Genomic DNA, 24,336 nt, shown 5'->3' with positions numbered 1-24,336 from the left:
TCTATTCTGAAGCGGCAATTTTCTCTAATGCCTGCAATAATTGTTCAATCTCTTCCCGAGTGTTGTAGGCCAACAGTCCGATGCGCAGAAAGCCGCCTTCAGTCTCGACCTTCAATTTTTCGGCGATGCCCAACGCATAAAAGTTTCCATGCCAGGTATAAATACCGCAATCGCCTAATTCCTTGGCGACAGTATATGGCGATTTCCCGACTAGCCGAATCGCGACCGTAGGCGTACGCCAATCGAAACGCGCAGGATCGGCAATACCGTATAGAATCAGCCCAGGTATCTTTAGCAGCCCAGTAATCAACTGCTCACATAATTCCCTCTCATACCGTCGGCTCGCTTCCAAAGCCGCGACCAACGCTTCGCGGCGATTTGCGGCGGATGGCGAGACGTATCGCCCCAATTCGGCCAGGCAATCAATGGTCGCCACTAGCCCCGCCAAGCCCTCGTGATTCAGCGTCCCCGTCTCCCAGCGCGACGGCACTTCTTCAGGAGCGGGCTGTACCTTATACGGACGAAGCTGAGCGAGATGTTTTCGTTTGCCGTACAGGATGCCGACATGCGGTCCGTAGAATTTGTAAGCGGAACAGGCAAGAAAATCGCAGTCGAGTGCACGCACATCGATGGGGCCATGGGGACTATAATGGACTGCATCCACAAAGACCCACGCGCCGACTGCACGGGCCAGACGTACCACAGCCGCTACATCATTGATTGTGCCTACGGCATTGCTCGCATACGCTATTGCCACAATACGCGTTTTTTCAGTAATCTGGCGCTTCAGATCTTCCATATCGAGCGTACAGTCTTCGGTACGGAAATCCACGACGCGGACAATCGTACCGGTCTCTTCTTCCAGCGCCCGCCAGGGAGAGACATTGGCGTAATGGTCGAGCCGGGTAACCACAATCTCATCGCCCCGGCGCAGCTCGCGACCGATGGCTCGACTGAATGCGAAGGTGAGCGTGGTCATATTAGCCCCGAAAACCACCTCGTCAGAGTCACACCCGAGGAGATCGGCGACCGCTGCCCGTGCCGAAGCAATCCATTCGTCCGTTCGGCGACTCGTCGCAAAAGCCCCGTGGGCGTTAGCATTGGCCGTTATAAGGCAGCGGGACATAGCATCAATCACAGAGCCAGGTACCTGAGAACCGCCGGGGCCATCGAAAAAAATGGGAATACGTCCATCGATCTCTTGAGAAAGCGCCGGAAACCGGGAACGCACCCAAACCGGGTCAAAGGGCAGCATATGGAACTCCTGTATCTATAAGTTGAATCTCAACCCTTTGACAAGATGACAGACATTTTTGTTTATAGCTTTACAGCAAAAAGCTCATTCCTGGTTGATCCGCCTATCAACCGCCTATTAGAAATATAAGTTTAATTTTAGTCAGCCTGATTCGATACAGTTAAAATTCTCGAAAACGCCTGAAGTACGACTAAAATCGGCGCAAGCCAATCTTATTGAAAAATCAATTGTTGTTGGTGAGTCGCTATTCTCTTTCTGCTGATGGCTGACTGGTTACGTTCTAATTGATATTGACAGTCAGAGAAATAGAAAATGGTCCTGACGAGAGCTTTCAAGTTGATGCTGTGATGTGTCACGCCCACTCTTTGCACAACACTGCTTACCATAAAGTTAAGTTTCATAGAGCCTTGACGGAAGACAGTCTGACTTATCAACTGAACTTTACACTCATTAGTTTCAGAACAGCTTCGATTGAAATACCGGCACGATAAATTTTCACGGCTGATTTCAACGGTTCCCTGATAAGTTTTTGCATATTGATCAGCAACAGTTCGATATTGCCATCCGCTCCAGCCCGTGGGCGATCTCTGACGCTTCCTCGTAAAGTTTCTGTTTCATCATCCAGGAACCGATTAACGGCGGAAACCATTGGTTCGGCGTCAGATCGGCATCGAAGATCACCCGGGTGCCGCCGCCGTTGGCAAGCAGGCGCCAGCGGCTGTTTCCCTTCCGGAAATCGCCCCGGTTCGGCACGATGGTCGCAGCAATATCTCCGCCGGGCAGAAGCCGGACATCCTGAACCCAGTCAAAATGCAGGCAGACGGCTGAAATGCAAAAGCCCAAACTGACCTCCATTCGTGTCCCGCCATCATCAAGGCGTTTCATAAATTCTACCCGCTTGATATCCGGATTAAGTCGAAGAAAGTTTTCATAATCCATGAGCAGAGCGCGGACTTTCGAAACAGGCGCTTGAACAACGGTTTCCGTGTGCATCATATACCGCCCGTGCTGCTGTTTGACCGAACTGTCCAGTACCTCTGCGCTTTGGGATGCCAAAGGAAGGCCGAATGCGGCCAGCAACAGCCAGGCCGATATCCGGGCAGGACAAATTTTGCGCATTACTGAAAAAGCCGAAAACCTCATTTTCCGCCTACTCCAGAAAGCACAGATCGCGTCGAAATGCCGCTTGTCGAGGAAGGCAATGGTATGACTTTCCCATTGCTACATGATGTGAAGTTTGGGAAGCGGCATGACGTAATCACCGAGCCCCGGCGGTTGCAAGACGGCCGAGCATCGGATGCATCAGCGTTCGAAATCAATCGTGAGGAATGGATCACAAGAAAACCAAAGCCCATCATAAAAACATGCCTGAAAAAAATGCTCTTCAGGAAGCATAGCAAACCTCCCCATGCAAGCAGCCGCGGTTTCCAGCTACGGTCACTAGAAAAAATACAGAAACTGACCGGTCGTATTACAACACGACGCTATCTTCGATTCCCGGCATCGGGCAAGGTTCAAAGGCCAAATCCGGCGGATCAATCGAAGATTCAATTCCCACATTAAAATCTGAGAGGTGGCGATGGGATCATTTCAAATATTTCCGAGAATCAAAGCTTGCCGCGAAATTGATCCCTGCCGCAGCAATGCGTTGAAGGCGATGACGATTAACCGACTGAACATTTCCGCAGTTATCGGGTCACTGATCTACGCTCGACAATACAATGCCATGACCTAAGCCGACTGCCGCCTCTGCGGCAGCCTCCCTGCTGCAAAGAGGACATCGCTATGGATCTGAATGAACATCCTACCGTCAAGCAGTTGCGCGCCCGGAAAACCGGTGAAGATGACATCGAGAAAGTCAGGCCCAGGCTGCAGGCCGATTGGCTGCGGCAGCTGGCTATGAATTGCGGTGCGAACGATGCCGGCCTGATAGACCTCGACCTGCCGGCGCTGGACCCGCAGCGCAACGAGATTCTGAAGCACTATCCCTGGACCAAGACATTGCTCAGCTTCGTGGTCCGCATGTCGCGCGAACCGGTGCGCAGTCCCGCGCGCTCCGTCGCGAATCTCGAGTTCCATAACACCGGCGATCTGGTGGATGAAGTGAGCCGCCGCATCGTCCTGCGTCTGGAGGAATCCGGCATCCGGGCGGTTAATCCCGCGATGGGCTTCCCGATGGAAATGTACCAGTTTCCCCACGGCGGCGCCTGGGTGGTATCGCACAAGCCGGTTGCCGTCGCGGCGGGGCTGGGCCATATGGGCATCCATCGCAACGTCATCCATCCCCGATTCGGCAATTTTATCCTGCTCGGAACCGTATTGATCGATGCCGAGGCCACGGCGCACGATGCGCCGCTCGATTATAACCCCTGTCTGGAATGCAGGCTCTGCGTGGCGACTTGCCCGGTAGGCGCCATTGCGCCAGACGGCGGATTCAACTTCTCGGCCTGCTTCACACACAACTACCGGGAGTTCATGGGCGGGTTCACCGATTGGGTCGAGCAAGTGGCGGACAGCAAGGATGCGATGGACTACCGCAGGCGCATCAGCGGACCAGAAAACGCCGCCATGTGGCAAAGCCTCTCGCATCGCGCCAATTACAAATCCGCCTATTGCATGGCGGTCTGTCCGGCCGGAGAAGAGGTAATCGGCCCTTATCTTGCCGATCGCAAGGCCCACCTGCAGGATGTCGTCAAGCCGCTGCAGGACAAACCGGAACCCGTTTATGTCATCAAAGGCTCCGACGCCGATACGTTCGCCCGCAAGAAATGGCCAAACAAAACCGTCAAGCACGTCGGCAATGCGCTTCGCCCACGCACCATCCCTGGACTGCTGGCCACCATGCCCCTGATTTTCCAGCCCAATCAATCGCGGGGCTTGAATGCCACTTACCATTTCAGTTTCACCGGCAAGGAAAATCACGAAGCGACAATCATCATTCGGGACCGTACGCTCCACATACAGGAAGGTCTGGCTGGTTCCGCGGATCTGCACGTGAAGGCGGATACACGCGCCTGGCTCGGCTTCCTGGCCAAGGAGCGCAACCTGGCCTGGGCATTTGCCAGCGGAAAAATCCGCATAAAAGGTTCACCCAGGCTGCTTATCGCTTTCGGCAAATGCTTTCCGGGCGCCGGTGTTCGGCACCAGCCAGCGGAAATCGTGCCGCAAACATCCACGCTGCAGCGTGAGCCTGTCTTTTACCGGCAGAACGATGCCGCCACCGGCAAAATCAAATGGTACGGCGCGTTGACTGTCGCCGAGATCATCGATGTCGCGCACCAGGTCAAGACCTTCCGGCTGGTCAACCCGGCCGGGGACGAGATTCCGTTCCAGTATCTGCCCGGACAGTTTCTGACGCTGGACATCCAGCCCCGCGGCATTCCCACCCGGCGCTCGTACACCATCGCCTCGACGCCGACCTGGAGGGACCGCATCGAGCTCACCGTCAAACGCGAAGAACACGGACTCGTTTCCGGCTGGCTGCACGATGAGCTCAAGCCGGGCGATTCCCTTAACCTGCTGGCGCCGAACGGCACCTTTGTCTTCACGGGCGACAACGCGTCGTCCATCGTCCTGATCGGCGGAGGCGTCGGCATGACGCCATTGATGAGCGTGGCCCGCTACCTGACCGACAGCCAATGGCCGGGAAACATACACATGCTGCTGAGCTTTCGCGGGCTCGGCGACTATCTGTTCCGGGAGGAAATCGAATCGCTCCAGTCCCGCAACCCGAACCTGAAGGTCACGGTCACGCTGAGCAATCCGGGCGATGCCCCTTGGTCCGGGCCGATCGGCCGCATCGACAAGGCGTTTCTGGAACGCACCATTCCCAATCCCGCCGCTCAGCGGTTCCATCTCTGCGGCCCGCCGCCGATGATGGAGACCGTGAAGGCCGCGCTGAAAGCGCTTGGCGTACCGAAGGCCCAGATCAAAACGGAAGCCTTTGGAACCATCAAGCGCGACCCGACCGCCGCCGGCGCCCGTACGGGAACGGTGGCCGGGCGCGTACAATTCCAGCGCTCCGGCGTCAGCGCTACGGCCCTGAAAGGCGCCACGATCCTCGATACGGCGGACGAGGCGGACGTCTACATCGACAGCGCGTGCCGCTCCGGCACCTGCGGCCTGTGCCGCGTAAAACTGCTGTCCGGCAAGGTGCGCATGGCGGTCGAGGATTCGCTGACGGAAAGCGAAAAAACGGACGGCTACATTCTGGCCTGCCAGGCCGAAGCCGAATCCAATGTGGAAATCGATGCCTGATGGGGGTGATTGATCATGAGCAATGTGCTTTCCATACTCATAGCCGCAGGCCTGGGCTTGCCGGCGCTTTCCCTGGCTGCCGAGGCGTTGCGCCGCAGCCCCTCCCCTCCGGCGCAATTGCGATGGGCACCTGATATCCCGATCCAATATGTTGAAGTAAATGGCATCCGGCTTCGCTACATCAAGACAGGCCAAGGCCCCGTTCTGGTTCTTCTGCATACGCTGAGAACTCAGCTCGACCTCTTCGAGAAGATCGTGCCGGAGCTGGCCGGGGATTTTACCGTCTATGCGCCCGACCTGCCGGGACATGGCTATTCGGATATTCCCGATGCGAAATACGACGCCGCGTTTTTTGCCGATGCGGTTGAAGGCTTCCTCGAAGCGCTTCATTTAAACGGCGTCACACTCGCCGGCGTATCCATCGGCGGAGCCATTCCATTGATCGTCGCCGCCCGCCACAATCCGCGCGTTGCCCGCGTCGTAGCGATCAATCCTTATGACTATGTGCAGGGCCGGGGCATGGCGCGCAGCTCATTATTGGCCCGGCTGGTGGTAATGGCGGCCGGCATGCCCGTCCTCGGCGAAACGGTAATGCGCCTTCGGAATTTTTTTATCATGAAGAACATACTCGAAGGCGGCGTGTCCGATCCGCACAGCATCCCGCCGCAACTGCTGAAAGAGATGTATTTGACGGGCAACCGGAAAGGCCATTACCGGGCGTTCATCAACCTGCTTCGAAACGCCGGAAGCTGGCAGACAGCGACCAATGATTATGCCCGCATCAGGGTTCCGGCGCTCTTGCTCTGGGGCAGCCAGGACTGGGCAAGACCCGATGAGCGGGAACAGGATCGCCGGCTTGTGCCGGAGACCGAGATGGCGACAATCGAGCGCGGCGGGCATTTCCTGCCGCTGGACAGACCCGATGAAGTCGTCAGACATCTGCGCGAATTTTATCGACGCCATAGCCCCCGCTTGGCGAGCTAACAGACGTCCTATTTGCCTTTCCCTTTCAGCGGCGCTTTGCCGGGCCTGCTTTGCTGTATTTTCCGTGCTGTCTCGGCGCTCTCCGCTTTAGCCTCGTCAATCATGGCATGGCAGGCGCTGTCTTTGCCTAATCCCAAATCGATCCATGGAATAATAGCAGCAGCCGGCGTCAGCAGCGCGCCTAAAGCGACCGAAGCCGCGCCCTTGGCAGCCAGAACGGTTGTATCCGGCTTCACTGACGGCGATTTGAGCGACCCTTTGACATTCAATGGCGCATTTGCGCTTAAACTAACATCTTTGGGATGGGCATTGATTTGCAAGTCGGCGGTCTCTTTGCCCAGATCGACCTGGCCTGCGATAGTGATATTCGCATCGGCAGTATCAATCACAAACGGCGAAGTCTTCATGATGCCTTGATTAACATTGAAGCTGCCGATGATGCAGCGTACGCGGGTGCTTTTATCATTGGTCAGCAACAGGCCCAGCGACTTCGCCACATCAAGACCAAGCAATTCTACCAATAGCCTGCTGACGCGACCTTGCTCCATCAGCAGCAGAACATCGCCGTTTCCGTGGCCGAGCATATCGGCCACCGAGTTGCCGGTCGTATCCAGGTTGATCTGGCCGAAGAACATGCCGTCGCTTTCTTCTTTAAATTGCGTATCGGCCAACAGGCGTTTGAGCGGCACCTTTCGGATATTGACGTCGGCCTTCGTGGCGATAAGGTCCTTGCTCGCATCGAGCTGGATGGTGGAGGCAATCTGGCCGATATCGATGCGAAAATTCAAAGGGTCCACCGTTAACATGCCGTGGTCCATTTTCAGATGCGTCTTAAATTCGTCAACCGGCAGATTGGGCGTGATGATGTTGTCGCTATAGAAATTCACATCCGCATCGGCGGAACGCATGGCTTTCGGATTGTAGGGTTTATCGGGGAAAATGCGTGGATTCTTCTTGCCTTCTTCCGGCGTCGGGTCAGCGCCTATGAAACCGACAAGATCCTTGAAGTCGAGCCGCTTGGACTTGATGTCGGCCTTCAGAAAAGGGCGATCTTCAGGCGAGCTGTATTCAACATCGCCGGCCATATCGCTGCTGCCCATGTTTCCTTTCAGATCGTGTATGACCCAGCGCTCGCCGGAGCGCGTCACATGGCCGCTGAATTTATAAGGCGGCGTCTCGGCCAGAGGCACGCCGATAAAAGGCGCCAGCTTGGCAAGGCTGTCGCCCCGCAGGTCAAGTGTCAGCTTGGGCTCCTGCAATTGTACCGGATCGGCGAACGTACCTTCGACCGCCACCCAGGTATCGCCGGCAGCCATTTTCAGATCGACGGGATAAGGTTTGGTCTTTTCCCATAACTCCAGCAGGGAGCCGCCTTGTACCTTCAACGTGAAGCGCTCGCCCTGGAAACGCCCCTTGCCCTGCAAGTTGACGCCCTGCTCTTTCGCCGCCCCGGCGGCCGAAGCGGTCAAATTCAGTTCTGTGTCCGTAGTTGGATCGCGATAGACAAGCTTGCTGTCCTTGAGCGTCAGCTGGTCAATTTTGGGAATCTCGGTGCGGTCGGTTTTGTCCTTCTTGTCGGTTTTAAACTCCCAGTTGCCTTTGCCTTTGGCGCTCTTTTCCAACTGGGCATTTAGCTTGGATAGATGAATTTCCGGCAGCACGACATCGCCTTTCAACAAGTCCCACAGCCTGACGCTGAATTGGAGGCGGTCCAGTGTCAGCATTTCCGGCTTGCTGCCCCAATTTGTATTGGCCAATTCCATTTCGTTGACCGTAATGCGTGGTGTCCAGGTTGTAATATGGGGTGTCCAGGCCATATCGACATCAAGATCGCCCTTGATCTCAAAGCGCCGGTCCAGCTTACTGCTGATCTGTGATGAAATCGGACCGCGCAGCTTGTTCCAGTCGAAGAAAGCCAGGAACAGCGCGACAGCCACAATCAGCACGAGCAAAATGATTCCGACCCATTTCAAGATATGCTGCATAGAAATACCCTCTCTGATCCAAGGCTTAACCTGAAGCTTGAGATACCCGATTTTTATGCACGGATTAGACTTTAAAGACTCAATGAAATCATCAGAGTTCATGGATTACGGAACTACATGGCTTTAATAAGGCACGAATCATATGTAACGAATGAAATCCGAACTTGCTTTATCTCATCAATGCAATGTATAAATAGTATCGAATCAATACTTTTTTTGATGGAGACCGACTATGAAATTCATTAGCAAAAAATCGTTACTTGCATCGGCTATTGGCCTGACACTGACCAGCGGCATGGTTCTGGCCCAGGCGGCCGACTATCTGACGCTCAAGGAAGTGGAAGTGGAATGGGAAGGCAAAGCCGACAAGAAAACGCTGGAAGTAGAAATCAAAACCAATCAGGACATTCCCACTGACGGTAAATCCGGCGCCTTCGGCTATGCGGTATTGACCGACGGCGGCAACAACGTGCTGGTGCTGGTCACTCACCTGCCTATCGATGACAGTTCCCATGAAGCCATGCCTTCCGGATTTCATGCCCATGTTCTGGATCTGAAAAAACCGACCGGCGCCTGTTCCGGTGCCAATTTTGAAGTAGACCTGGAAAATTCCGGCAAGAACACGGCTTTCGACGCTGATTACAAATGGAAAACCGAAGACAATAAGATCTCTGTCGAAAAAGTGCCCGCCAGCGATCTGGGCGATGCAGGCGTGGAATCGGTCGTCTCATTCACGCTGAAACCGATACTGGACACCAATAAAAAACCGACCAATCTTTGCGTGACAGTGGTGGATAAAGTCTAGGCTCGGCCCTATACGGCGCAGTGCCGATAAAGTATTGCGCCGTATAATTGAAGCCTCCGCAGAAACCGCCCACTCTGATATTACGCCGCTGTAGGATCGAATTCACTTGTGCCCTTTAGGGTATTCGACCTGAAGCGTTATAAAGCAGCAGGTCAGTGCGAATGAATTCGCACCTACACTCGCATTTGAAATGTTCCGCGGATCATGTTAGCAATCAAGATCCGCTTCTTCTTCCCCGGTCAGCAATCTCGATCGGGTGATAAACCGCACGCCTTCGGGGGCTTCCAGCGAGAAACCGCTGCCCCTGCCGGGTACCACGTCGATGATCAGCTGGGTATGCCGCCAGTACTCGAATTGATCGGCGCCCATGTAGAAAGGACAGCCTTCAATCTCGCCCAGCTTCACGTCAGAATCGCCGACCTGGAATTCGTCCTGCGGATAACACATGGGCGCGCTGCCGTCGCAGCAGCCGCCCGACTGGTGGAACAATAGTTCGCAGCCGTGCAGGCGCTTAAGTTTGTCGATCAGTTCGGCGGCGGCCGGGGTGCAGGAAACGCGGGTCACGCTCATCGGTTAACCTCAGAAAAATCCCAGCGCTTTCGGACTATAGCTCACCAGCAGGTTCTTGGTGTGCTGGTAATGCTCGAGCATCATTTTGTGGTTCTCCCGCCCGATGCCCGACTGCTTGTAACCGCCGAAAGTCGCATGGGCCGGATAAAGGTGATAACAATTGGTCCATACTCGTCCAGCCTGGATGCCGCGCCCCATGTGATAGGCAGTGTTGATATCCCGGCTCCAGACGCCTGCGCCGAGGCCGTACAAGGTTTCGTTGGCGATTACCAGCGCTTCGGCCAGGTCCTTGAACGAGGTCACCGAAACGACAGGGCCGAAGATTTCTTCCTGGAAAATCCGCATCCGGTTGTTGCCGGCGAAGATGGTCGGCTCGACATAATAGCCGCCGGCCAGCTCGCCTTCCAGTTCGCAGCGCTTGCCTCCGGCGAGCAGTTTGGCGCCCTCCTGCTGGCCGATGTCGATGTAGGCGAGGATTTTTTCCAGCTGGTCATTGGAAGCCTGGGCGCCGACCATGGTATCGGTATCCAGAGGATGGCCGCGCCGAATATGCTGCAGGCGCGCGACGGCCCGCGCCATAAAGTCGTCATAGATCGATGCCTGTATCAGTGCCCGGGACGGACAGGTGCAGACCTCGCCCTGATTGAGCGCGAACATCGCGAAACCTTCCAGCGCCTTATCGGCGAAATCGTCATCGTGGGCCAGCACGTCCTCGAAGAAGATGTTGGGCGATTTGCCGCCCAGCTCCAGCGTTACCGGAATAAGGTTTTCCGATGCATACTGCATGATCAGGCGGCCGGTCGTGGTCTCGCCGGTGAAGGCAATCTTGGCGATGCGCTTATTTTTGGCCAAAGGCTTGCCGGCTTCCACGCCGAAACCGTTCACCACATTCAACACGCCGGGCGGCAGCAAATCGCCGATCAGCTCCATCAGCACCATGATGCTGGCGGGTGTCTGCTCAGCCGGCTTAAGCACGACGCAATTGCCCGCAGCCAGCGCCGGCGCAAGTTTCCAGGCGGCCATCAGGATGGGGAAGTTCCACGGGATGATCTGCCCGACCACGCCCAGAGGCTCGTGGAAATGGTAGGCAATGGTGTCATGGTCTATTTCGCTCAACGCACCTTCCTGGGCGCGGATGCAGGAGGCGAAATAGCGAAAATGGTCGACCGCCAGCGGGATGTCTGCGGCCAGGGTTTCGCGGACCGGCTTGCCGTTGTCCCAGGTCTCCGCCACAGCCAGCATTTCCAGGTTGGCTTCCATGCGGTCGGCGATTTTCAGCAGGATGTTTGAGCGGTCTGCGGGAGCCGTGCGGCCCCAGGCGTCTCTCGCGGCATGGGCGGCATCCAGGGCCTTTTCGATATCCTCAGCCGATGAGCGGGCAACCTCGCAGAACGTCTTTCCGTTAATCGGGCTTGGGTTCTCGAAATAAAGTCCGTTGACGGGCGCTACCCAGGCGCCGCCGATGTAGTTGTCGTAGCGGGATTTGAAATGGACTTTGCTGTCGGCCTGATTGGGATCAATGTAACGCATGCGGTTCTCCGAATGTAGATAGATGTGCCCCATCTACAATGCCGTCAATAAAGCGCCGCCGTCATCACCATGAATAAGTCGAATCTGGTAATCCGGATGTCATTGTGAAGGGAGTCAAAAACTGCTGCCTTACAATATCATCGAAGATTCGGTTATACAACTTTGCCTAATTTCTATCCCGGATATTTCATGAAACTACAGAGAACGCTAAGAAAAGCAAGGTGCTGTCATTTTCTTCCCGTCACTTTATGAATTCATCCGGAAATAGTTGCCAGCATTTGCATTGAAATGCCTTCGTGTACTGCGTATCCTCGGCACACCGCTACGCTGCTCCTGCATCGCCTAAAGCGTCTACTGTTGGTGCTCTACCTCCTGCATAAACCACACGGATGTAGTGAATGCAGATATTGCATAACGCCATGGATGGCGTGTAGTAGAGCAAAGCAGGAGCTGTTGCCGACGACTGCAAGGATGCAGGAGATAGAGCAACGCAGGAGCAGTTGCCGAGGAGCAAATATCTGCCCATGCAGTCGTTCGTGGTGAAATATTCAGGCTATGCTTACATTCTTGATAGTATACAGATCTGTCTACATCTATCGCTAACTGCTACCGGAGACCCGATATGGAAAACAAACCGCCGCTTCCCCCTTTTACGCCTGAAACCGCCGCCCAAAAGGTACGCATGGCTGAGGATGCGTGGAACACCCGCGATCCAGATCGTGTAGTACTTGTCTACACGGAAGACTCCCATTGGCGCAATCGCGCCGAATTTCCGGTCGGGCATGAGGAAATTCACCAGTTCCTGTCGCGCAAATGGGCCAGGGAACTGGATTACCGGTTGATCAAAGAATTATGGGCTTGCACCGGCAACCGCATCGCCGTGCGTTTTGCCTACGAATGGCATGATGACTCCGGGCAGTGGTTCCGCAGCTACGGCAATGAAAACTGGGAATTCAACGAGCACGGCTTCATGATGCGCCGCTACGCCAGCATTAACGATCTGCCCATCAAGGAGTCCGAGCGCAAGTTCTTCTGGCCGCTGGGCAGACGTCCCGATGATCATCCGGGGCTGAGCGATCTGGGCCTGTAAAAACAGGCTGGCGGGGATATCATCACTGGGCCATCTCTAACGGATTTTTTACCGCTCGGGCCGAAGATGGCGCAATCATCTGAAACTGCCGCCCTCTGTCAGCGGCTTCTCAGTTTCTGTTCAATGCGGCTGCGGCATCCTGTTCTTGCCCTGCCAAACGCGCATCACGGGGCGGCAACACATCAGCCACAGCCTCCAGACGCTTCCAGGCCGGCACGGGCGTTTCACACTGGGCCTTGGGCACAAAAGCCGATTCCTCGATCAATTCCTTTGTGGATATAACGCGGACAGTTCGGGAATATTTCACGCACTTTGACCCGCAGCACCAGTTCGGCTTCCGGCCAGTGCTTGAGCAAGGGATCATCTTCCTGGATGAAAGCGTTGCCGTTCAGGCGAAGACGGGCCTGTCTCTGAAAATCGACGAACAACAGGCCGACATGCGGATTAACCAATACATTGCCAGCCGAAATATACATGTCGCTGTCGCAAAGTTTCTCAGGCTGGGCAGAAGGCCCAGCCAGTCAATTTTGATGAGCTGCAGCACGCTCTGATCCTAGTCAGGATGTGTTCTAAAACGGGCCATCATCTGAAATTAACTGGAAACTTGGGCCGCTTTACCAAGCTATCACTTTAACTCGGGCGCTCTATCCCCTCTCCAGATTTTGCACCCGTTCCTCTGAGCCTATTTCGACACTGGGTTTTTAAGTTGCAGGTTATTTTTTACGGATTTAACGCCTTCGACTCGCTGGGCAACCTCAGTCGCTGTAGTGATATCCTCTTCAGAGTCTACGGAGCCACTTAATTGCACTACACCGTCGCGTGTTTCCACATCGATGCCGAAGACGCTGAGTTTGGGGGTATTGACTATGGCGGCTTTTACCTTGGTCGTAATCATGGCGTCATCCACATATTCACCGGTGGCTTGGCCGCCTCCGGCTGCCAGCTCCATCCTTTCGCCCGCTATCGCAGTCCCGTAACCGGGCATTGATGTTAGTATCAGAGCGTAAAGAAATGCTGAGCGATAGTTGATTGATTTCATAATGAATTCTCCAGATGAATAATTAAATGATAACGGCCGGCTCGTCTCGTTATTTAGGCTTGCTTGCCCGTCATAGCGGATAGCTCTAGCCACCTTTTTACTTCGGAATCAATAAAGGCAAGACGCCCATCCTAATCAATGAATATCACCTGCCGATTCCCTCCCCCTGCCGTCCCCCTTAAACATCAGCGCATCGCCATGTTTGCCATTTGCTTGCAACTGTCGGAGCATTCACGGCAGGCAGATGCACAGGCACTCATGTTCCCGATACTGGTGCAGGCCTCGCAGATTTCAACACAGACTTCACAGGTGCAAAGGTAGAAATGGAATTGCTTAGCATGAAGTTGGCTGACGCTGAGCAGTAGGCATGGTCGGGATTCTCCAACATTAGAAAGACAAACGTGGCCTGATGGGCACGCGGCTTGTTATAGAAAACCAGGCTTCGCCATGTACTTTAGGTCAAAACCTAACCAATAATTTAACCCGGCCAGTGATTGCGCATCGGTGCGATACCATACATAAAATATTTTTTGTGATAGACAAGGCGAATTTCTCGATAGACTTTCAGCCCGCCTTTTACGTACCATCACCTAGTGCAAGCTGTTGTAGCGGCGTCCATCAAGAATCATGCACATCATGAGTTGGTCGTTGCGGCGAAGACGGCATCAAGCCGTGGCCCGTGCCTGTCATTACCGACGACGGGAGAAAAATAATCGACAACTGTAATACTAGGATTAATAACGTATTAGGTCATCGACCATGAGCAGGAAATTGAACCTCTCCCGAGACCTTCGAACCTGTTTTCAGTTTTCTAATAATGTCAGGTTACTGACATTTAGCATGAGTCTTAGAGAAATTGCGCCATTTTTTAACAATGGCGAACCTGCTATTGGTGATAGGAATATAGAGCCGCATGAAGTCCTCCGCCTCAAAGTGACTCGATCAATGTGTGGAAGCGCACTGACTTCAACAAACCTTATAGTTAATCTTTAATTAAATCATGGCATTTTGCAGAATGCCTACCCATTCAAATCTCAGTAGGAGGGCTAATAAAGCCCCAACAACTGAAGAAGTGCTTTTAAATCACCTTAAAAAACTAAACCAGTCTCAGTAGAGGAATCGATCATGAAAGCTATAGAAAAAGTATCGAATACAGTTGGATTTTCTACAAAAAAGTTCTGGCTGCCGTTGGTCTTCGGAGCCAGCCTGATCTACATGGGCAATCCTCTGCAGGCAGGAGAACAGCAAGGAGCGAGCGGTGAGCCTACGCAGTCCAAAGGCAGCGAAGGAGAGCCTGGCAAATGGGGAAGAGCGTTTCGTATTGAAGGCCAAGGTAGCGGCAAGAAGGACCTGCCGAAAGTGAACATGGGTAACAGGCCTGGAGGTAGTCCGGAAGGCAACAAACCGGGCGGTAGCCAGGAAAGCACCGGTACAACTTCAGGCAGCGAGGGAAGCGCCGACAAGCCGGATGTCAACATGGGCAATAGGCCCGGCGGGTGATCCGACACGCAGAGAAGAATAGCCCGGATGCCCAATAACTGAGCACAAACCCTGCTCTTGGCAGTGAGCATGTCAATAAAGATACCAGGTTCTGAAGGACAGCAATTCTGATCGATTTATTCAATCACGCCCAATACCTATCAGGACGGTATTCTCTATGGTTCGTAAACTGCCGTGATCCGGTTAAACATCCAGCTGCGCTTTCATAAACAGGACTTACGCAAGCCTGTGGGGCGGCTTTAGTCGCCTATTTTCGCCCCAGGAGGCGACTAAAGTCGCCCCCACAGATTTTAATCATGAAATCCTTCTAGTTAGCCAAGGGTGAACTCCTCAAGCCAAACACTAGACATTGATGTCTTTCGGCCTCTTCGACAGAGGCTTTTTTTTGCGCCCAAGCATACTTAATCGTGTGCATCAGCTCGATGCCTTGCAGAATGATGCTGGCCGAACGAAAGGATTTGAATCCGGGCATCGGTCGAATAATGCGTTTGATGGCCCGATGGTCTTGTTCGATGCAATTGTTCGGGTATTTGCTCTGGCGTATCTCGACCGCGTGACCGGTCTCCTCCTGGTACGTCCCGATAGCCGCGGCATTGGCTCCGCTCTGGTCGATTGTGACCTTGTCCGGTAGACCGTGCCGATGGATGGCTTTCTTGAAAAAACAATGACGCTTTTTCAAATCGGTGGCCTTTGAAGTCGATCATACAGATAGTTTAAGCGGTGTTGATCGAGCGCATAGCCTACCGGAATCAATGCTCCCTCTGCTAACGCGACAGAACCGGCTCTTCTGGCATCAATCCCATCACTATGAGCTAAGCGTACGTTAATCTAGCTGAGGTATTCTAATGATGCCGACTGTATCCTTTTAATCAGCATTTCAGCCTTGTGCCTCATGACTGGCAAGACGATCGCGCCAATTTGGCCGACAAGCTGAAGCTACAGCAGTACGGCTTTGTCATTTTTAAAATCCTCGCAAAGAAGTTTGTTGTCTCCTTATGCAAAATCCTCATTCGAAAGTTAAACTGCTGCCCAGCAAGCCGCTGGCCTTTCTCTGGCACTATATCAGCGCGCGGCCCTGGCATTTCGGCGGCCTGATGGTCATCATTTTCGGCGCTGCAAGCAGCGCGATTGCCGTACAGTACGGCATGAAGCTGCTGGTCGATGCCATGTCCAGCGGCGTCCGAACCCATACCACTGTCTGGTTCGCCTTGGGGCTATTAATCAGCCTGATCGTCATCGAGAACACCCTTTTGCGCCTTAGCGGCTGGCTCGGCTCCCGTACGATACTGGCCAGCTGCGTAGACATGCGCATTGACTTGTTCAAATATCTGACCGGCCACTCGATGCGCTACTTCCAGCAGCTGCCGACCGGTTCGCTGGGTAACCGAATCACCGCGGTCTCTGGTGCGGTCGAATCGATCTATGGCGGGCTGATCTGGCGGATTATGCCGCCTGTCGTCGATTTCTTCGGCGCGATGGTGGTGCTGTTGAGCGTGGATCAACGCATGGCGTTGACGCTGGTCGGCTTCGCGATCGCGGTTTCCGCGTTGATCACGGGTCTCGGCATCCGTGGCCGAACCAAACACCAGCACTTTGCCACTCAGGTCTCAAAGGTCGGTGGTGAAGTGGTGGATGCCGTATCCAACGTCTGGACCATCAAAGCCTTTTCGGCGCGCAACCGTGAAAGCGAACGCCTGGCTCAGCTTTTTGGCGAAGAAGCGCGCGCCCATCAGCGCAGCTGGATGCATGTGGAGCTGACCCGGGTGATCCATGATGTCTGCCTGTCGCTGATGGCCGGCGGTATGTTGGTGTGGGCCATCAATCTGTGGCTGGCTGGCGCCGTTACGACCGGCGATGTAGTCATGGTCAGCACGCTGACGTTTCGCATCCTGCATGGCTCGCGGGATCTGGCTTTGGCACTGGTGGACAGCACGCAGAAGATCGGCGCGATCGCCGATACCCTGCGTATCATTAGCCCGCCTCATGATCTGGACGATCCCGAGCCTCAGCTGGTCCTGACCCAAGGCAGCATCGACTTTGAGAATATCCGCTTCGTCTATCAGGGCCGTCGCGAGGTGTTTAAAGACTTCAACCTGCATATCCCGGCCGGACAAAAGATTGGCATCGTCGGCTCATCCGGTGCCGGCAAGTCCACCCTGATCAGCCTGGTCCAGCGTCTTGACGATGTGCAGGGCGGGCGTGTTCTGATCGATGGACAGGATATCCGTAGCGTCAGCCAGGACAGTCTGCGCGAGCAAATCGCCGTGGTGCCGCAGGAGACTGCGCTGTTTAACCGCAGCATCCTCGAGAACATCCGCTATGGCCGTCCCGATGCGAGCGATGAAGAAGTCTATGAAGCGGCGCGGCACGCCTTCTGTGATGAGTTCATCCGCGAGCTGCCGCACGGCTACCAGACCGTGGTCGGCGAGCGCGGTGTGATGCTCTCCGGAGGCCAGCGCCAGCGCTTGGGGATCGCACGGGCGTTCCTGAAGGATGCGCCGATCCTGATTCTCGACGAGGCCACTTCGGCGCTTGATACCCATTCCGAGGCGGAGATCCAGGCCGCCCTGAGCGAGCTGATGCACGGCCGCACGGTACTGGCCGTGGCGCACCGGCTGTCGACGCTGTCCGGCTTCGACCGCATCATCGTGCTGCATCAAGGGCACATCGTCGAAAGCGGGTCTCCTCATGAGCTGCGCCAGGGCGGCGGCGTGTTCGAGACACTTTGGCGCCTGCAAGCGGAAGGCTTCGATACCGAGCCAAGCGCGCGCCCGAAACGGAAAAAGCAGGCATCCGACAATGTCTGCTCGCCGGATTTCGACACCGAGTAGCATGGTGAGAGAGTCCGCGTTTACAGCCTGATAATGACGGGTGGCGGGATCGCCGCCGCCCGTCATTAGCTGACAACCGGAATATCCCGCGTGCGGCTTAAGCCTGTTTCACCCTGGCCGTTTCAGCCCATGACAGTCCGCTGCCAATCACTGGCAAACCGCTGCAGCATTTATCCGTATGGACTTGCATTTCATGAATATGCGCTCGGATTAAATGCACTCAAAATTCTCGGCTTCAGAGCCTTTGTAATCGACAAAGCCAGACCTGTAAGACCTCTTACTTGGTAGCCACTGCGTAAATGACGTTAGTGGCTATAGCCTTCACCTGATGTGCATCCAGATGTGCCAGATTTTTTTCGTGCACATAAGTTAAAGCTTCCACATCGAGTTGCGCCAGCGTGCCTCGATAGCCGCTGCCCATGGCAATCAGCCACCAATCCTCCGGCGTATTCAACGGATGCGTGCCGGTTTCTGCCACAATGTTATCAGTACATACGCCGGCTTCGGCGAGCATTTCGCGCAGTCCGGACGGCTCTGAAATGCGCTCCCAGGGATTGAAGCTTCGCTGCAGGTCCGGGCGCACATCGGCAATGGCGTCCCAAAAGGCGCTGTTGGCCGGCTCGAACAGGTCGGGCCCCCAGGTCGTGATGGCCAGACGGCCGCCGGGCTTCACCATGCGCCATAACTCTTTGACCGCCGCCGCCATATCCGGCACGAAGAAGATGCCGAACACGCACACGACCGCATCGAAACTGGCATCCGGATAGCCCAGATCCAGCATATCGGCAACCCTGAACTCGATGTTTTCCAGGCCTCTGGCTTGCGCCTTAGCCTCAGCCAGAGCAATCAAACGCTCAGCAAGATCAGACGCCACCACCTGGCCGCCGGGTCCAACCAGCTCGGCCGCAGGCAGTGCGGAGCCGCCGCTGCCTGAGCAGACATCCAGCACCTGCTCTCCCGGACACAAACCGATACGTTCAATCGTCTGCCGGCCAAAGCCGTGCCAGAAGGAACTGACCGGGTGGTCAAAATAGTCGGCTGCTGCGTTGTAGGTCATGGCCGCTTTGGCTTTGGCGGCTTCAAGGTCATTCATGGCTGTCTCGCTGTTAAATAGTCGATGGTGTAATTATTGAGGTAGCGCTTAGGGATAAGTTTACCCTATCCCGGGCCTGCGGTTTCCCCGTAGCCTGTCTGTACGGTCATTACCGGACAGGCATGAAGTACTTTTTCCTGAAGTAAAGGGCCACGTTGACCAGCCCGATCAGCACCGGCACTTCCACCAGCGGCCCTATCACCGCCGCGAAGGCTTCGCCCGACTGCAGCCCGAACACCGCCACCGCCACGGCGATCGCCAGCTCGAAGTTATTGCTGGCCGCCGTGAACGACAGCGTGGCGCTGATGCGATAACCGGCGCCGGCCTTGGCGGACATATAAAACGTGACCAGAAACATGATGATGAAATAGATCACCAGCGGAACGGCGATGCGCAGCACATCCAGCGGCAACTGCACGATGTATTCGCCTTTCAGGGAAAACATGACCAGAATCGTGAACAACAAGGCAATCAAGGTAATCGGGCTGATTTTCGGGATAAACTTTTCCTCATACCACGCCCGGCCTTTTTGCCCCACCAGGATAAACCGGGTCAGCATGCCGCCGAAGAAGGGAATGCCCAAATAAATGAGCACGCTTTCGGCCACCTCCAGCATGGTGATTTTCACTTCCAGCCCGGACGCGATGCCCAGCCAGTCGGGCAGCAGGGTCACGAAAAGATAGGCATAGACGGAAAAGAACAGCATCTGGAAAATGGAGTTGAAGGCCACCAGACCGGCGCAATATTCCGTATCGCCCTCAGCCAGATCGTTCCAGACCAGCACCATGGCAATGCAGCGGGCCAGGCCGATGATGATCAGTCCCACCATATAGCTGGGATAGTCCCGCAGGAAAATGATCGCCAGCACGAACATCAGCAGGGGGCCGATCACCCAGTTCTGGATCAGCGAAAGTGACAGCACCTTCAGGTCTTTGAAGACCAAGGGCAGTTCCTCATAACGGACCTTGGCCAGCGGCGGATACATCATCAGGATGAGGCCGATGGCGATCGGCATGGAGGTTGTTCCGACCTGAAAGCGGGTCAACCAGGTCGTGACCTCGGGGACGAAATTGCCTACAGCCACGCCGGCCGCCATGGCCATGAAAATCCACAGCGTCAGAAACCGGGCCATGAATCCCAAGCGCTTGGGAGCCGCATGGGGTGGGCTGCTAGGACGATTACCGGATCGTCTTGAGCTAGGGATCTCTTGTGTGTTCATGAAAGTACTCCTTCGTTGATATGAGCAGAGCGATAGCCGTTTGACAAGCTGCCGGGTTCTAGTTGCCGCCGGCCAATGCCAGCAGGCGGCTGACGCCCACAGGCTCTTGTTGAAGCAATGGAACCACGGCATAACGCCGGACGTAGTGTTTGGTCACGGCATCGATTTCCCGCCACTCGTTGGCCGCCCGCTGGCGCAGCAGGGGTGATGTGACCGTCGCCGCGGCTAGGCTGTTATTGATCACCCAGGCCCACGGCTCGATGCCGGCCCGGCGCAGGTCCTCTTGCAGATTGGCCGCTTCCAGTATCGGCGTGGTTTCCGCCAGCGTGACGATCAGTACTTTGGTCAGTTTCTGGTCCTGCAAGCGCATCAACGGCGTGGTGTAGTGCATTCCCGAGGCCCCCATCTGCCGGCTGATCTCACGGTGATAGGCGCCGGTCGCATCCAGCAACAGCAGGGTATGACCGGTCGGGGCCGTATCCATGACCACGAATTGCTTGCCCGCCTCGCGGATGATGCGCGAAAAGGCCTGAAACACGGCAATCTCTTCGGTGCACGGGGAGCGCAGGTCTTCTTCGAGCATGGCAAGGCCCTGCGCATCGAGCTTGGCGCCCTTGGTCTGCAAAACATGCTGGCGGTAGCGTTCGGTTTCCTCGTGCGGATCAATCCGGCTGACCGTCAGGTTGTCCAACGTGCCGTTCAGCGTTTCGCTCAAATGCGCGGCCGGGTCCGAAGTGGTCAGGTGCACCGGCAAGCCGCGACGGGCCAGCTCCACAGCGACCGCAGCAGCCAGCGTGGTTTTGCCGACGCCGCCTTTGCCCATCAGCATCACAAGGCCATGGCCGTCTTGAGCCATGGCCTCGACCAGTTCGGCAAGGCGAGGCTTTTCCAGTCCGGCGGAGATACCCACCTGGACTTCTTCTAGCTCGGGTGTGTCCTCCAGCAGCTGGCGCAGGGGGTCTATACCGACCAGATTGAATGGTTTGAGCATGACTTCATCGCGCGGCAGGGCTCTCAAGGCGTCCGGCATCTCAGCCAGCGCGGCGCTCTCTCTTTCATGAATGGCAGCGGCTAACGGATCTCTGTCGGCTTCGGCAGACGGCAGGATGCCGTTGATCACCAAGTATTGCTGCGATAGGCCAATCGCCGCCAGTTCTTCATGCGTGCGGGCCACTTCGCGCAGGGTCGCCTGTTGGGCACGGGCCACCAGTATCAGCCGGGTACGAGCCGCATCGGCCAGTGCTTCCACGGCCGCCTTGTATTGCGCCCGCTGCTTTTCAAGGCCGGCCAGAGGCCCCAGACAGGAGGCATCGCCCTTGCCGGCCTCCAGAAAGCCGCTCCAGGCGCCGGGCAGTTGCAGCAGGCGAATGGTATGGCCAGTCGGAGCCGTGTCGAAAATGATGTGATCATAGCCGGCCGTCAGGTCCGACTCGATCAGCAAGGCGGTGAATTCATCAAAGGCCGCAATCTCGGTCGTGCAGGCGCCGGACAGTTGCTCCTCAATGCCTTTCACCACCCCATCCGGCAAAATGCCGCGTACCGGATCGACAATGCGGTCTCTGTAAGCCTGGGCGGCGGCTTGCGGATCGATCTCCAGGGCGGCCAGATTGGGCACTGCGGCAATCGCGGTGATCCGATTGCCGATATTGACGCCGAACACCTGGCCGACATTGGAAGCAGGGTCAGTGCTGACCAGCAGCACGCGCCGGCCGGCATCCGCCAGCTGTATCGCCGTGGCACAGGCAATCGAGGTCTTGCCGACGCCGCCCTTGCCGGTGAAAAACAGGAAGCGCGGCGGTTGGTCGAGAAATTTCAGTGCAGCCATGGCGATACCTTCAAGTTGTTTTTTAACAGCAGCTACTGCCGCCGCAGCAGCCGCCCGCCGGCTTGATTTCAATGACCGGTTTGCTGATCCCGGCCCAGCGCGCCAACTCGGCACGGTTAGGGTAACGGCCGGCCAACGCCACTTCGCCGTCGACCAGAATCAACGGCAAAGCCTCGGCGCCGGAGCGCTCCAGGAAACTTTTCACGACCGCATTTTCGGCAAAAGCCATCGGTTGCTGGGCGAGATTGAAGCGCTCGATTTGGGCGCCCTGTTGTTTGGCCCAATCGATATCGGCGGCAAAGCTGACCAATTGCTGGTCGACATCAACGCCACAGACGCCGGTACTGCAGCACAGCGCCGGGTCAAACACTTGGATGGTTTTCATGAGGAATCTCCACTTAATAATCAATAACAGTTGCGGCCAAGCCTTCTACTAGATAGCCGCCTGATTAACCCGCCGGGACAGTGCTTCGGCGCTCTCCTTGCGCTCGCTGTAACGGTCTACCAGATAAGGCGCCACATCCCGGGTCAGCAGCGTGAACTTGAACAATTCCTCCATCACGTCCACTACCCGGTCATAATAAGCCGACGGTTTCATGCGGTCGTTGTCGTCAAATTCCATAAAGGCTTTGGCAACGGACGACTGATTGGGGATGGTCAGCATGCGCATCCAGCGTCCCAGGACGCGCATCTGGTTGACGGCATTGAAGGACTGCGAGCCGCCGCACACTTGCATCAGTGCCAAGGTCTTGCCCTGGGTGGGACGAATGGCGCCTATAGACAGCGGAATCCAGTCGATCTGCGTCTTCATGATGCCGGTCATGGCGCCATGGCGTTCCGGCGAGCACCAGACCATGCCTTCGGCCCATTGGGTCAGTTCCCGCAGTTCAACCACCTTCGGATGCGTTTCGGGCGCATCATCAGGCAGCGGCAGGCCGCTGGGGTTGAAGATCTTCACCTCGCCGCCCATGGCCCGAAGCAGTCGGGCGGCTTCCTCGACCAGCAGACGGCTGAAAGAGCGTTCGCGCAGAGAGCCGTACAACAGCAGGAAACGCGGGGCGTGCGCGGAAGGAGCCGCAGGCCGGAGCTGGCTCAGATCCGGAGTATGGAACAGTTCACGCTCGATATTCGGTAAATCATTCAATAAGTCAGACACGTTGGCCCTCTTAAAGCTCAAGGTAACAGGTTGCCGATACGATCCAGCTCTGCCTTCAGGCGTGCCGGGTCGTTTTCCAGCTCTGCCAATGGCAAAGCCAGCAAGGTTTCAATGCGATGGCGCAGGATGCGATAGGCGGTCATAAAAGCTGCATCGACTTCCTCGTCGCTGCCGGTCGCATGGGCCGGGTCTTCGACACCCCAATGCGTGCGCAGTACCGGTCCCAGATAAGCCGGGCAGGTTTCGCCTGCCGCGCCCGCGCATACGGTGATGACAATATCCGGCGTCTGCGGCAGGTTGTCCCACGACTTGCTGTGCAGGCCTTCGGTCGAAATGCCTTCGCGGTTCAACAGCGCCAGTGAGCGCAGATGCACCTGCCCGGTGGGCTTGCTGCCGGCGCTCATGCCCCGCCAGCTTGCCGGGGCCAAGTGGTTGAAGGTGGCTTCGCCGAGAATGGAACGGCAGGAATTGCCGGTGCAAAGAAACAACACATTCATGGAATGGATTCCGTCTGGGTTAATGAAATCGGTGAGCTTGAATCACAGCAACCGGATGCCGGCGCTTGATCGAAGCACTGTTCGGGATGCCCGGCGCAGCACTCCTCGGTCAAATAGGCGATCAGATCCTGCATCAGCGCCAGGTTGGCCCGGTAACGCTGAAAGCGGCCTTCCTGGGTCACATGCAGCAATTGAGCATGGGTCATGGCCTTTAAATGAAAGGACAGATTGGTGGGCGGCAGATTCAGTGCCGTGGCGATTTCACCCGCCACCAAACCATTGGGGCCGTGTTTTACCAATAACCGGTACACATCCAGGCGCACGCCGGATGAGAGGGATTCGAAAATTGAAGTGGCAGTAGTTTTATCCATAAATTAATATTACAACAATTATTGAAATATTGAAACGTTTTAAATGATCACTGTTCCGTATCGGCATAATCAAACTGAACAGCCCTAATGAAACACTTTAAATGCCTCATTAGGGCTGTTTTGGACTCTTTGGAGGCTATTGTCCCAGAGCTAAACTCTATCGAGGCAAATCAGGACTCATGGCTAATTTATGATTACGGCTGCAGTAATATTAAAAAAGCTCATAGATCGATTCGCGCATAACACCAGACAATAAACCAAGAGCCTGGTGAGCCAGGGTAGTTTGATCCGTTTGATCTTCTTGTTGACTCGCATCCAGAAAATTCACA

Annotated in this window: 23 protein-coding genes; 7 read left to right on the top strand and 16 right to left on the bottom strand. The window is 55.6% G+C overall.

The window, feature by feature from the left end; genetic code table 11:
- Window position 1 precedes the first annotated feature (1 nt).
- Complete coding sequence (locus ACTNE6_RS06060) at window positions 2–1,255, bottom strand: cysteine desulfurase-like protein (RefSeq protein WP_442498981.1); 1,254 nt, start codon at window positions 1,253–1,255, stop codon at window positions 2–4.
- A 540-nt stretch (window positions 1,256–1,795) separates the two neighbouring features.
- Window positions 1,796–2,374 (bottom strand): SRPBCC family protein, encoded by a 579-nt coding sequence (locus tag ACTNE6_RS06055; RefSeq protein ID WP_442498980.1) that lies wholly within the window; start codon window positions 2,372–2,374, stop codon window positions 1,796–1,798.
- Window positions 2,375–2,461: 87 nt separating this feature from the next.
- On the opposite strand from ACTNE6_RS06055, the gene ACTNE6_RS06050 reads away from it, so the two are divergent.
- From ACTNE6_RS06050 to ACTNE6_RS06040, 3 genes are all read left to right on the top strand, one after another.
- Window positions 2,462–2,818, top strand: coding sequence for a hypothetical protein (locus ACTNE6_RS06050; RefSeq protein ID WP_442498979.1), 357 nt, complete (start codon window positions 2,462–2,464; stop codon window positions 2,816–2,818).
- 222 nt (window positions 2,819–3,040) lie between these two features.
- Window positions 3,041–5,512 carry an FAD-binding oxidoreductase gene (locus ACTNE6_RS06045; RefSeq protein WP_442498978.1) on the top strand — a complete coding sequence of 824 codons (2,472 nt, stop codon included), beginning with the start codon at window positions 3,041–3,043 and terminating at the stop codon, window positions 5,510–5,512.
- A 15-nt stretch (window positions 5,513–5,527) separates the two neighbouring features.
- A complete protein-coding gene (locus tag ACTNE6_RS06040; protein ID WP_442498977.1) occupies window positions 5,528–6,496 on the top strand; it encodes an alpha/beta fold hydrolase in 969 nt (322 codons plus the stop codon).
- 8 nt (window positions 6,497–6,504) lie between these two features.
- Here the strand turns inward: ACTNE6_RS06040 and ACTNE6_RS06035 are convergent, their stop codons facing one another.
- Window positions 6,505–8,481 carry an AsmA family protein gene (locus ACTNE6_RS06035; RefSeq protein ID WP_442498976.1) on the bottom strand — a complete coding sequence of 659 codons (1,977 nt, stop codon included), beginning with the start codon at window positions 8,479–8,481 and terminating at the stop codon, window positions 6,505–6,507.
- Window positions 8,482–8,713: 232 nt separating this feature from the next.
- Between ACTNE6_RS06035 and ACTNE6_RS06030 the strand changes: the two genes are divergently transcribed.
- The gene (locus tag ACTNE6_RS06030; protein ID WP_442498975.1) at window positions 8,714–9,286 is read left to right on the top strand and encodes a hypothetical protein; all 573 of its coding nucleotides are present in this window, start codon (window positions 8,714–8,716) and stop codon (window positions 9,284–9,286) included.
- Window positions 9,287–9,493: 207 nt separating this feature from the next.
- Here the strand turns inward: ACTNE6_RS06030 and ACTNE6_RS06025 are convergent, their stop codons facing one another.
- Together ACTNE6_RS06025 and adh are read right to left on the bottom strand one after the other, a co-directional pair.
- On the bottom strand, window positions 9,494–9,856 hold the full coding sequence (locus ACTNE6_RS06025) for a DUF779 domain-containing protein (protein WP_442498974.1): 363 nt from the start codon (window positions 9,854–9,856) through the stop codon (window positions 9,494–9,496).
- 9 nt (window positions 9,857–9,865) lie between these two features.
- Window positions 9,866–11,386, bottom strand: coding sequence for an aldehyde dehydrogenase (adh, locus tag ACTNE6_RS06020; protein WP_442498973.1), 1,521 nt, complete (start codon window positions 11,384–11,386; stop codon window positions 9,866–9,868).
- A gap of 622 nt (window positions 11,387–12,008) precedes the next feature.
- On the opposite strand from adh, the gene ACTNE6_RS06015 reads away from it, so the two are divergent.
- Complete coding sequence (locus ACTNE6_RS06015) at window positions 12,009–12,476, top strand: nuclear transport factor 2 family protein (protein ID WP_194969127.1); 468 nt, start codon at window positions 12,009–12,011, stop codon at window positions 12,474–12,476.
- 109 nt (window positions 12,477–12,585) lie between these two features.
- Here the strand turns inward: ACTNE6_RS06015 and ACTNE6_RS06010 are convergent, their stop codons facing one another.
- The 3 genes from ACTNE6_RS06010 to ACTNE6_RS06000 all read right to left on the bottom strand — a co-directional run bounded on the left by ACTNE6_RS06010 (window position 12,586) and on the right by ACTNE6_RS06000 (window position 13,515).
- Complete coding sequence (locus tag ACTNE6_RS06010) at window positions 12,586–12,720, bottom strand: hypothetical protein (RefSeq protein ID WP_442498972.1); 135 nt, start codon at window positions 12,718–12,720, stop codon at window positions 12,586–12,588.
- The gene (locus ACTNE6_RS06005) at window positions 12,701–12,952 is read right to left on the bottom strand and encodes a hypothetical protein (protein ID WP_442498971.1); all 252 of its coding nucleotides are present in this window, start codon (window positions 12,950–12,952) and stop codon (window positions 12,701–12,703) included. The genes ACTNE6_RS06010 and ACTNE6_RS06005 overlap by 20 nt, the downstream gene beginning before the upstream one ends.
- Before the next feature lie 206 nt (window positions 12,953–13,158).
- Window positions 13,159–13,515 carry a BON domain-containing protein gene (locus ACTNE6_RS06000; RefSeq protein WP_442498970.1) on the bottom strand — a complete coding sequence of 119 codons (357 nt, stop codon included), beginning with the start codon at window positions 13,513–13,515 and terminating at the stop codon, window positions 13,159–13,161.
- 1,125 nt (window positions 13,516–14,640) lie between these two features.
- On the opposite strand from ACTNE6_RS06000, the gene ACTNE6_RS05995 reads away from it, so the two are divergent.
- Window positions 14,641–15,015, top strand: coding sequence for a hypothetical protein (locus tag ACTNE6_RS05995; RefSeq protein ID WP_442498969.1), 375 nt, complete (start codon window positions 14,641–14,643; stop codon window positions 15,013–15,015).
- Between the two features lie 307 nt (window positions 15,016–15,322).
- Here ACTNE6_RS05995 and ACTNE6_RS05990 read toward each other — a convergent pair whose 3' ends face one another.
- The gene (locus ACTNE6_RS05990) at window positions 15,323–15,694 is read right to left on the bottom strand and encodes a DDE-type integrase/transposase/recombinase (protein WP_442498968.1); all 372 of its coding nucleotides are present in this window, start codon (window positions 15,692–15,694) and stop codon (window positions 15,323–15,325) included.
- Between the two features lie 316 nt (window positions 15,695–16,010).
- Here ACTNE6_RS05990 and ACTNE6_RS05985 point away from each other — a divergent pair, with 316 nt between their 5' ends.
- Window positions 16,011–17,846, top strand: coding sequence for an ABC transporter ATP-binding protein (locus ACTNE6_RS05985; protein ID WP_442498967.1), 1,836 nt, complete (start codon window positions 16,011–16,013; stop codon window positions 17,844–17,846).
- A gap of 277 nt (window positions 17,847–18,123) precedes the next feature.
- Here ACTNE6_RS05985 and ACTNE6_RS05980 read toward each other — a convergent pair whose 3' ends face one another.
- From ACTNE6_RS05980 to ACTNE6_RS05950, 7 genes are all read right to left on the bottom strand, one after another.
- On the bottom strand, window positions 18,124–18,939 hold the full coding sequence (locus ACTNE6_RS05980; RefSeq protein WP_442498966.1) for a class I SAM-dependent methyltransferase: 816 nt from the start codon (window positions 18,937–18,939) through the stop codon (window positions 18,124–18,126).
- 109 nt (window positions 18,940–19,048) lie between these two features.
- Window positions 19,049–20,071 carry an ACR3 family arsenite efflux transporter gene (gene arsB, locus ACTNE6_RS05975; protein WP_442499675.1) on the bottom strand — a complete coding sequence of 341 codons (1,023 nt, stop codon included), beginning with the start codon at window positions 20,069–20,071 and terminating at the stop codon, window positions 19,049–19,051.
- A 145-nt stretch (window positions 20,072–20,216) separates the two neighbouring features.
- Window positions 20,217–21,983 (bottom strand): arsenical pump-driving ATPase, encoded by a 1,767-nt coding sequence (gene arsA / locus ACTNE6_RS05970; RefSeq protein ID WP_442498965.1) that lies wholly within the window; start codon window positions 21,981–21,983, stop codon window positions 20,217–20,219.
- A 22-nt stretch (window positions 21,984–22,005) separates the two neighbouring features.
- A complete protein-coding gene (gene arsD, locus ACTNE6_RS05965) occupies window positions 22,006–22,368 on the bottom strand; it encodes an arsenite efflux transporter metallochaperone ArsD (protein WP_442498964.1) in 363 nt (120 codons plus the stop codon).
- 48 nt (window positions 22,369–22,416) lie between these two features.
- Window positions 22,417–23,139: an arsenical resistance protein ArsH gene (gene arsH / locus ACTNE6_RS05960; protein WP_442498963.1), complete on the bottom strand. Its 723-nt coding sequence runs from the start codon at window positions 23,137–23,139 to the stop codon at window positions 22,417–22,419.
- Between the two features lie 17 nt (window positions 23,140–23,156).
- Complete coding sequence (locus ACTNE6_RS05955) at window positions 23,157–23,636, bottom strand: arsenate reductase ArsC (RefSeq protein WP_442498962.1); 480 nt, start codon at window positions 23,634–23,636, stop codon at window positions 23,157–23,159.
- Complete coding sequence (locus ACTNE6_RS05950; RefSeq protein ID WP_442498961.1) at window positions 23,633–24,007, bottom strand: ArsR/SmtB family transcription factor; 375 nt, start codon at window positions 24,005–24,007, stop codon at window positions 23,633–23,635. The genes ACTNE6_RS05955 and ACTNE6_RS05950 overlap by 4 nt, the downstream gene beginning before the upstream one ends.
- Window positions 24,008–24,336 lie beyond the last annotated feature (329 nt).

The sequence above is a fragment of the Methylobacter sp. sgz302048 genome (assembly GCF_052162025.1).
GTDB lineage: Bacteria > Pseudomonadota > Gammaproteobacteria > Methylococcales > Methylomonadaceae > Methylobacter.
Note: the sequence above shows the minus strand (reverse complement) of the source record. Positions and strands in the feature narration are given on the sequence as shown.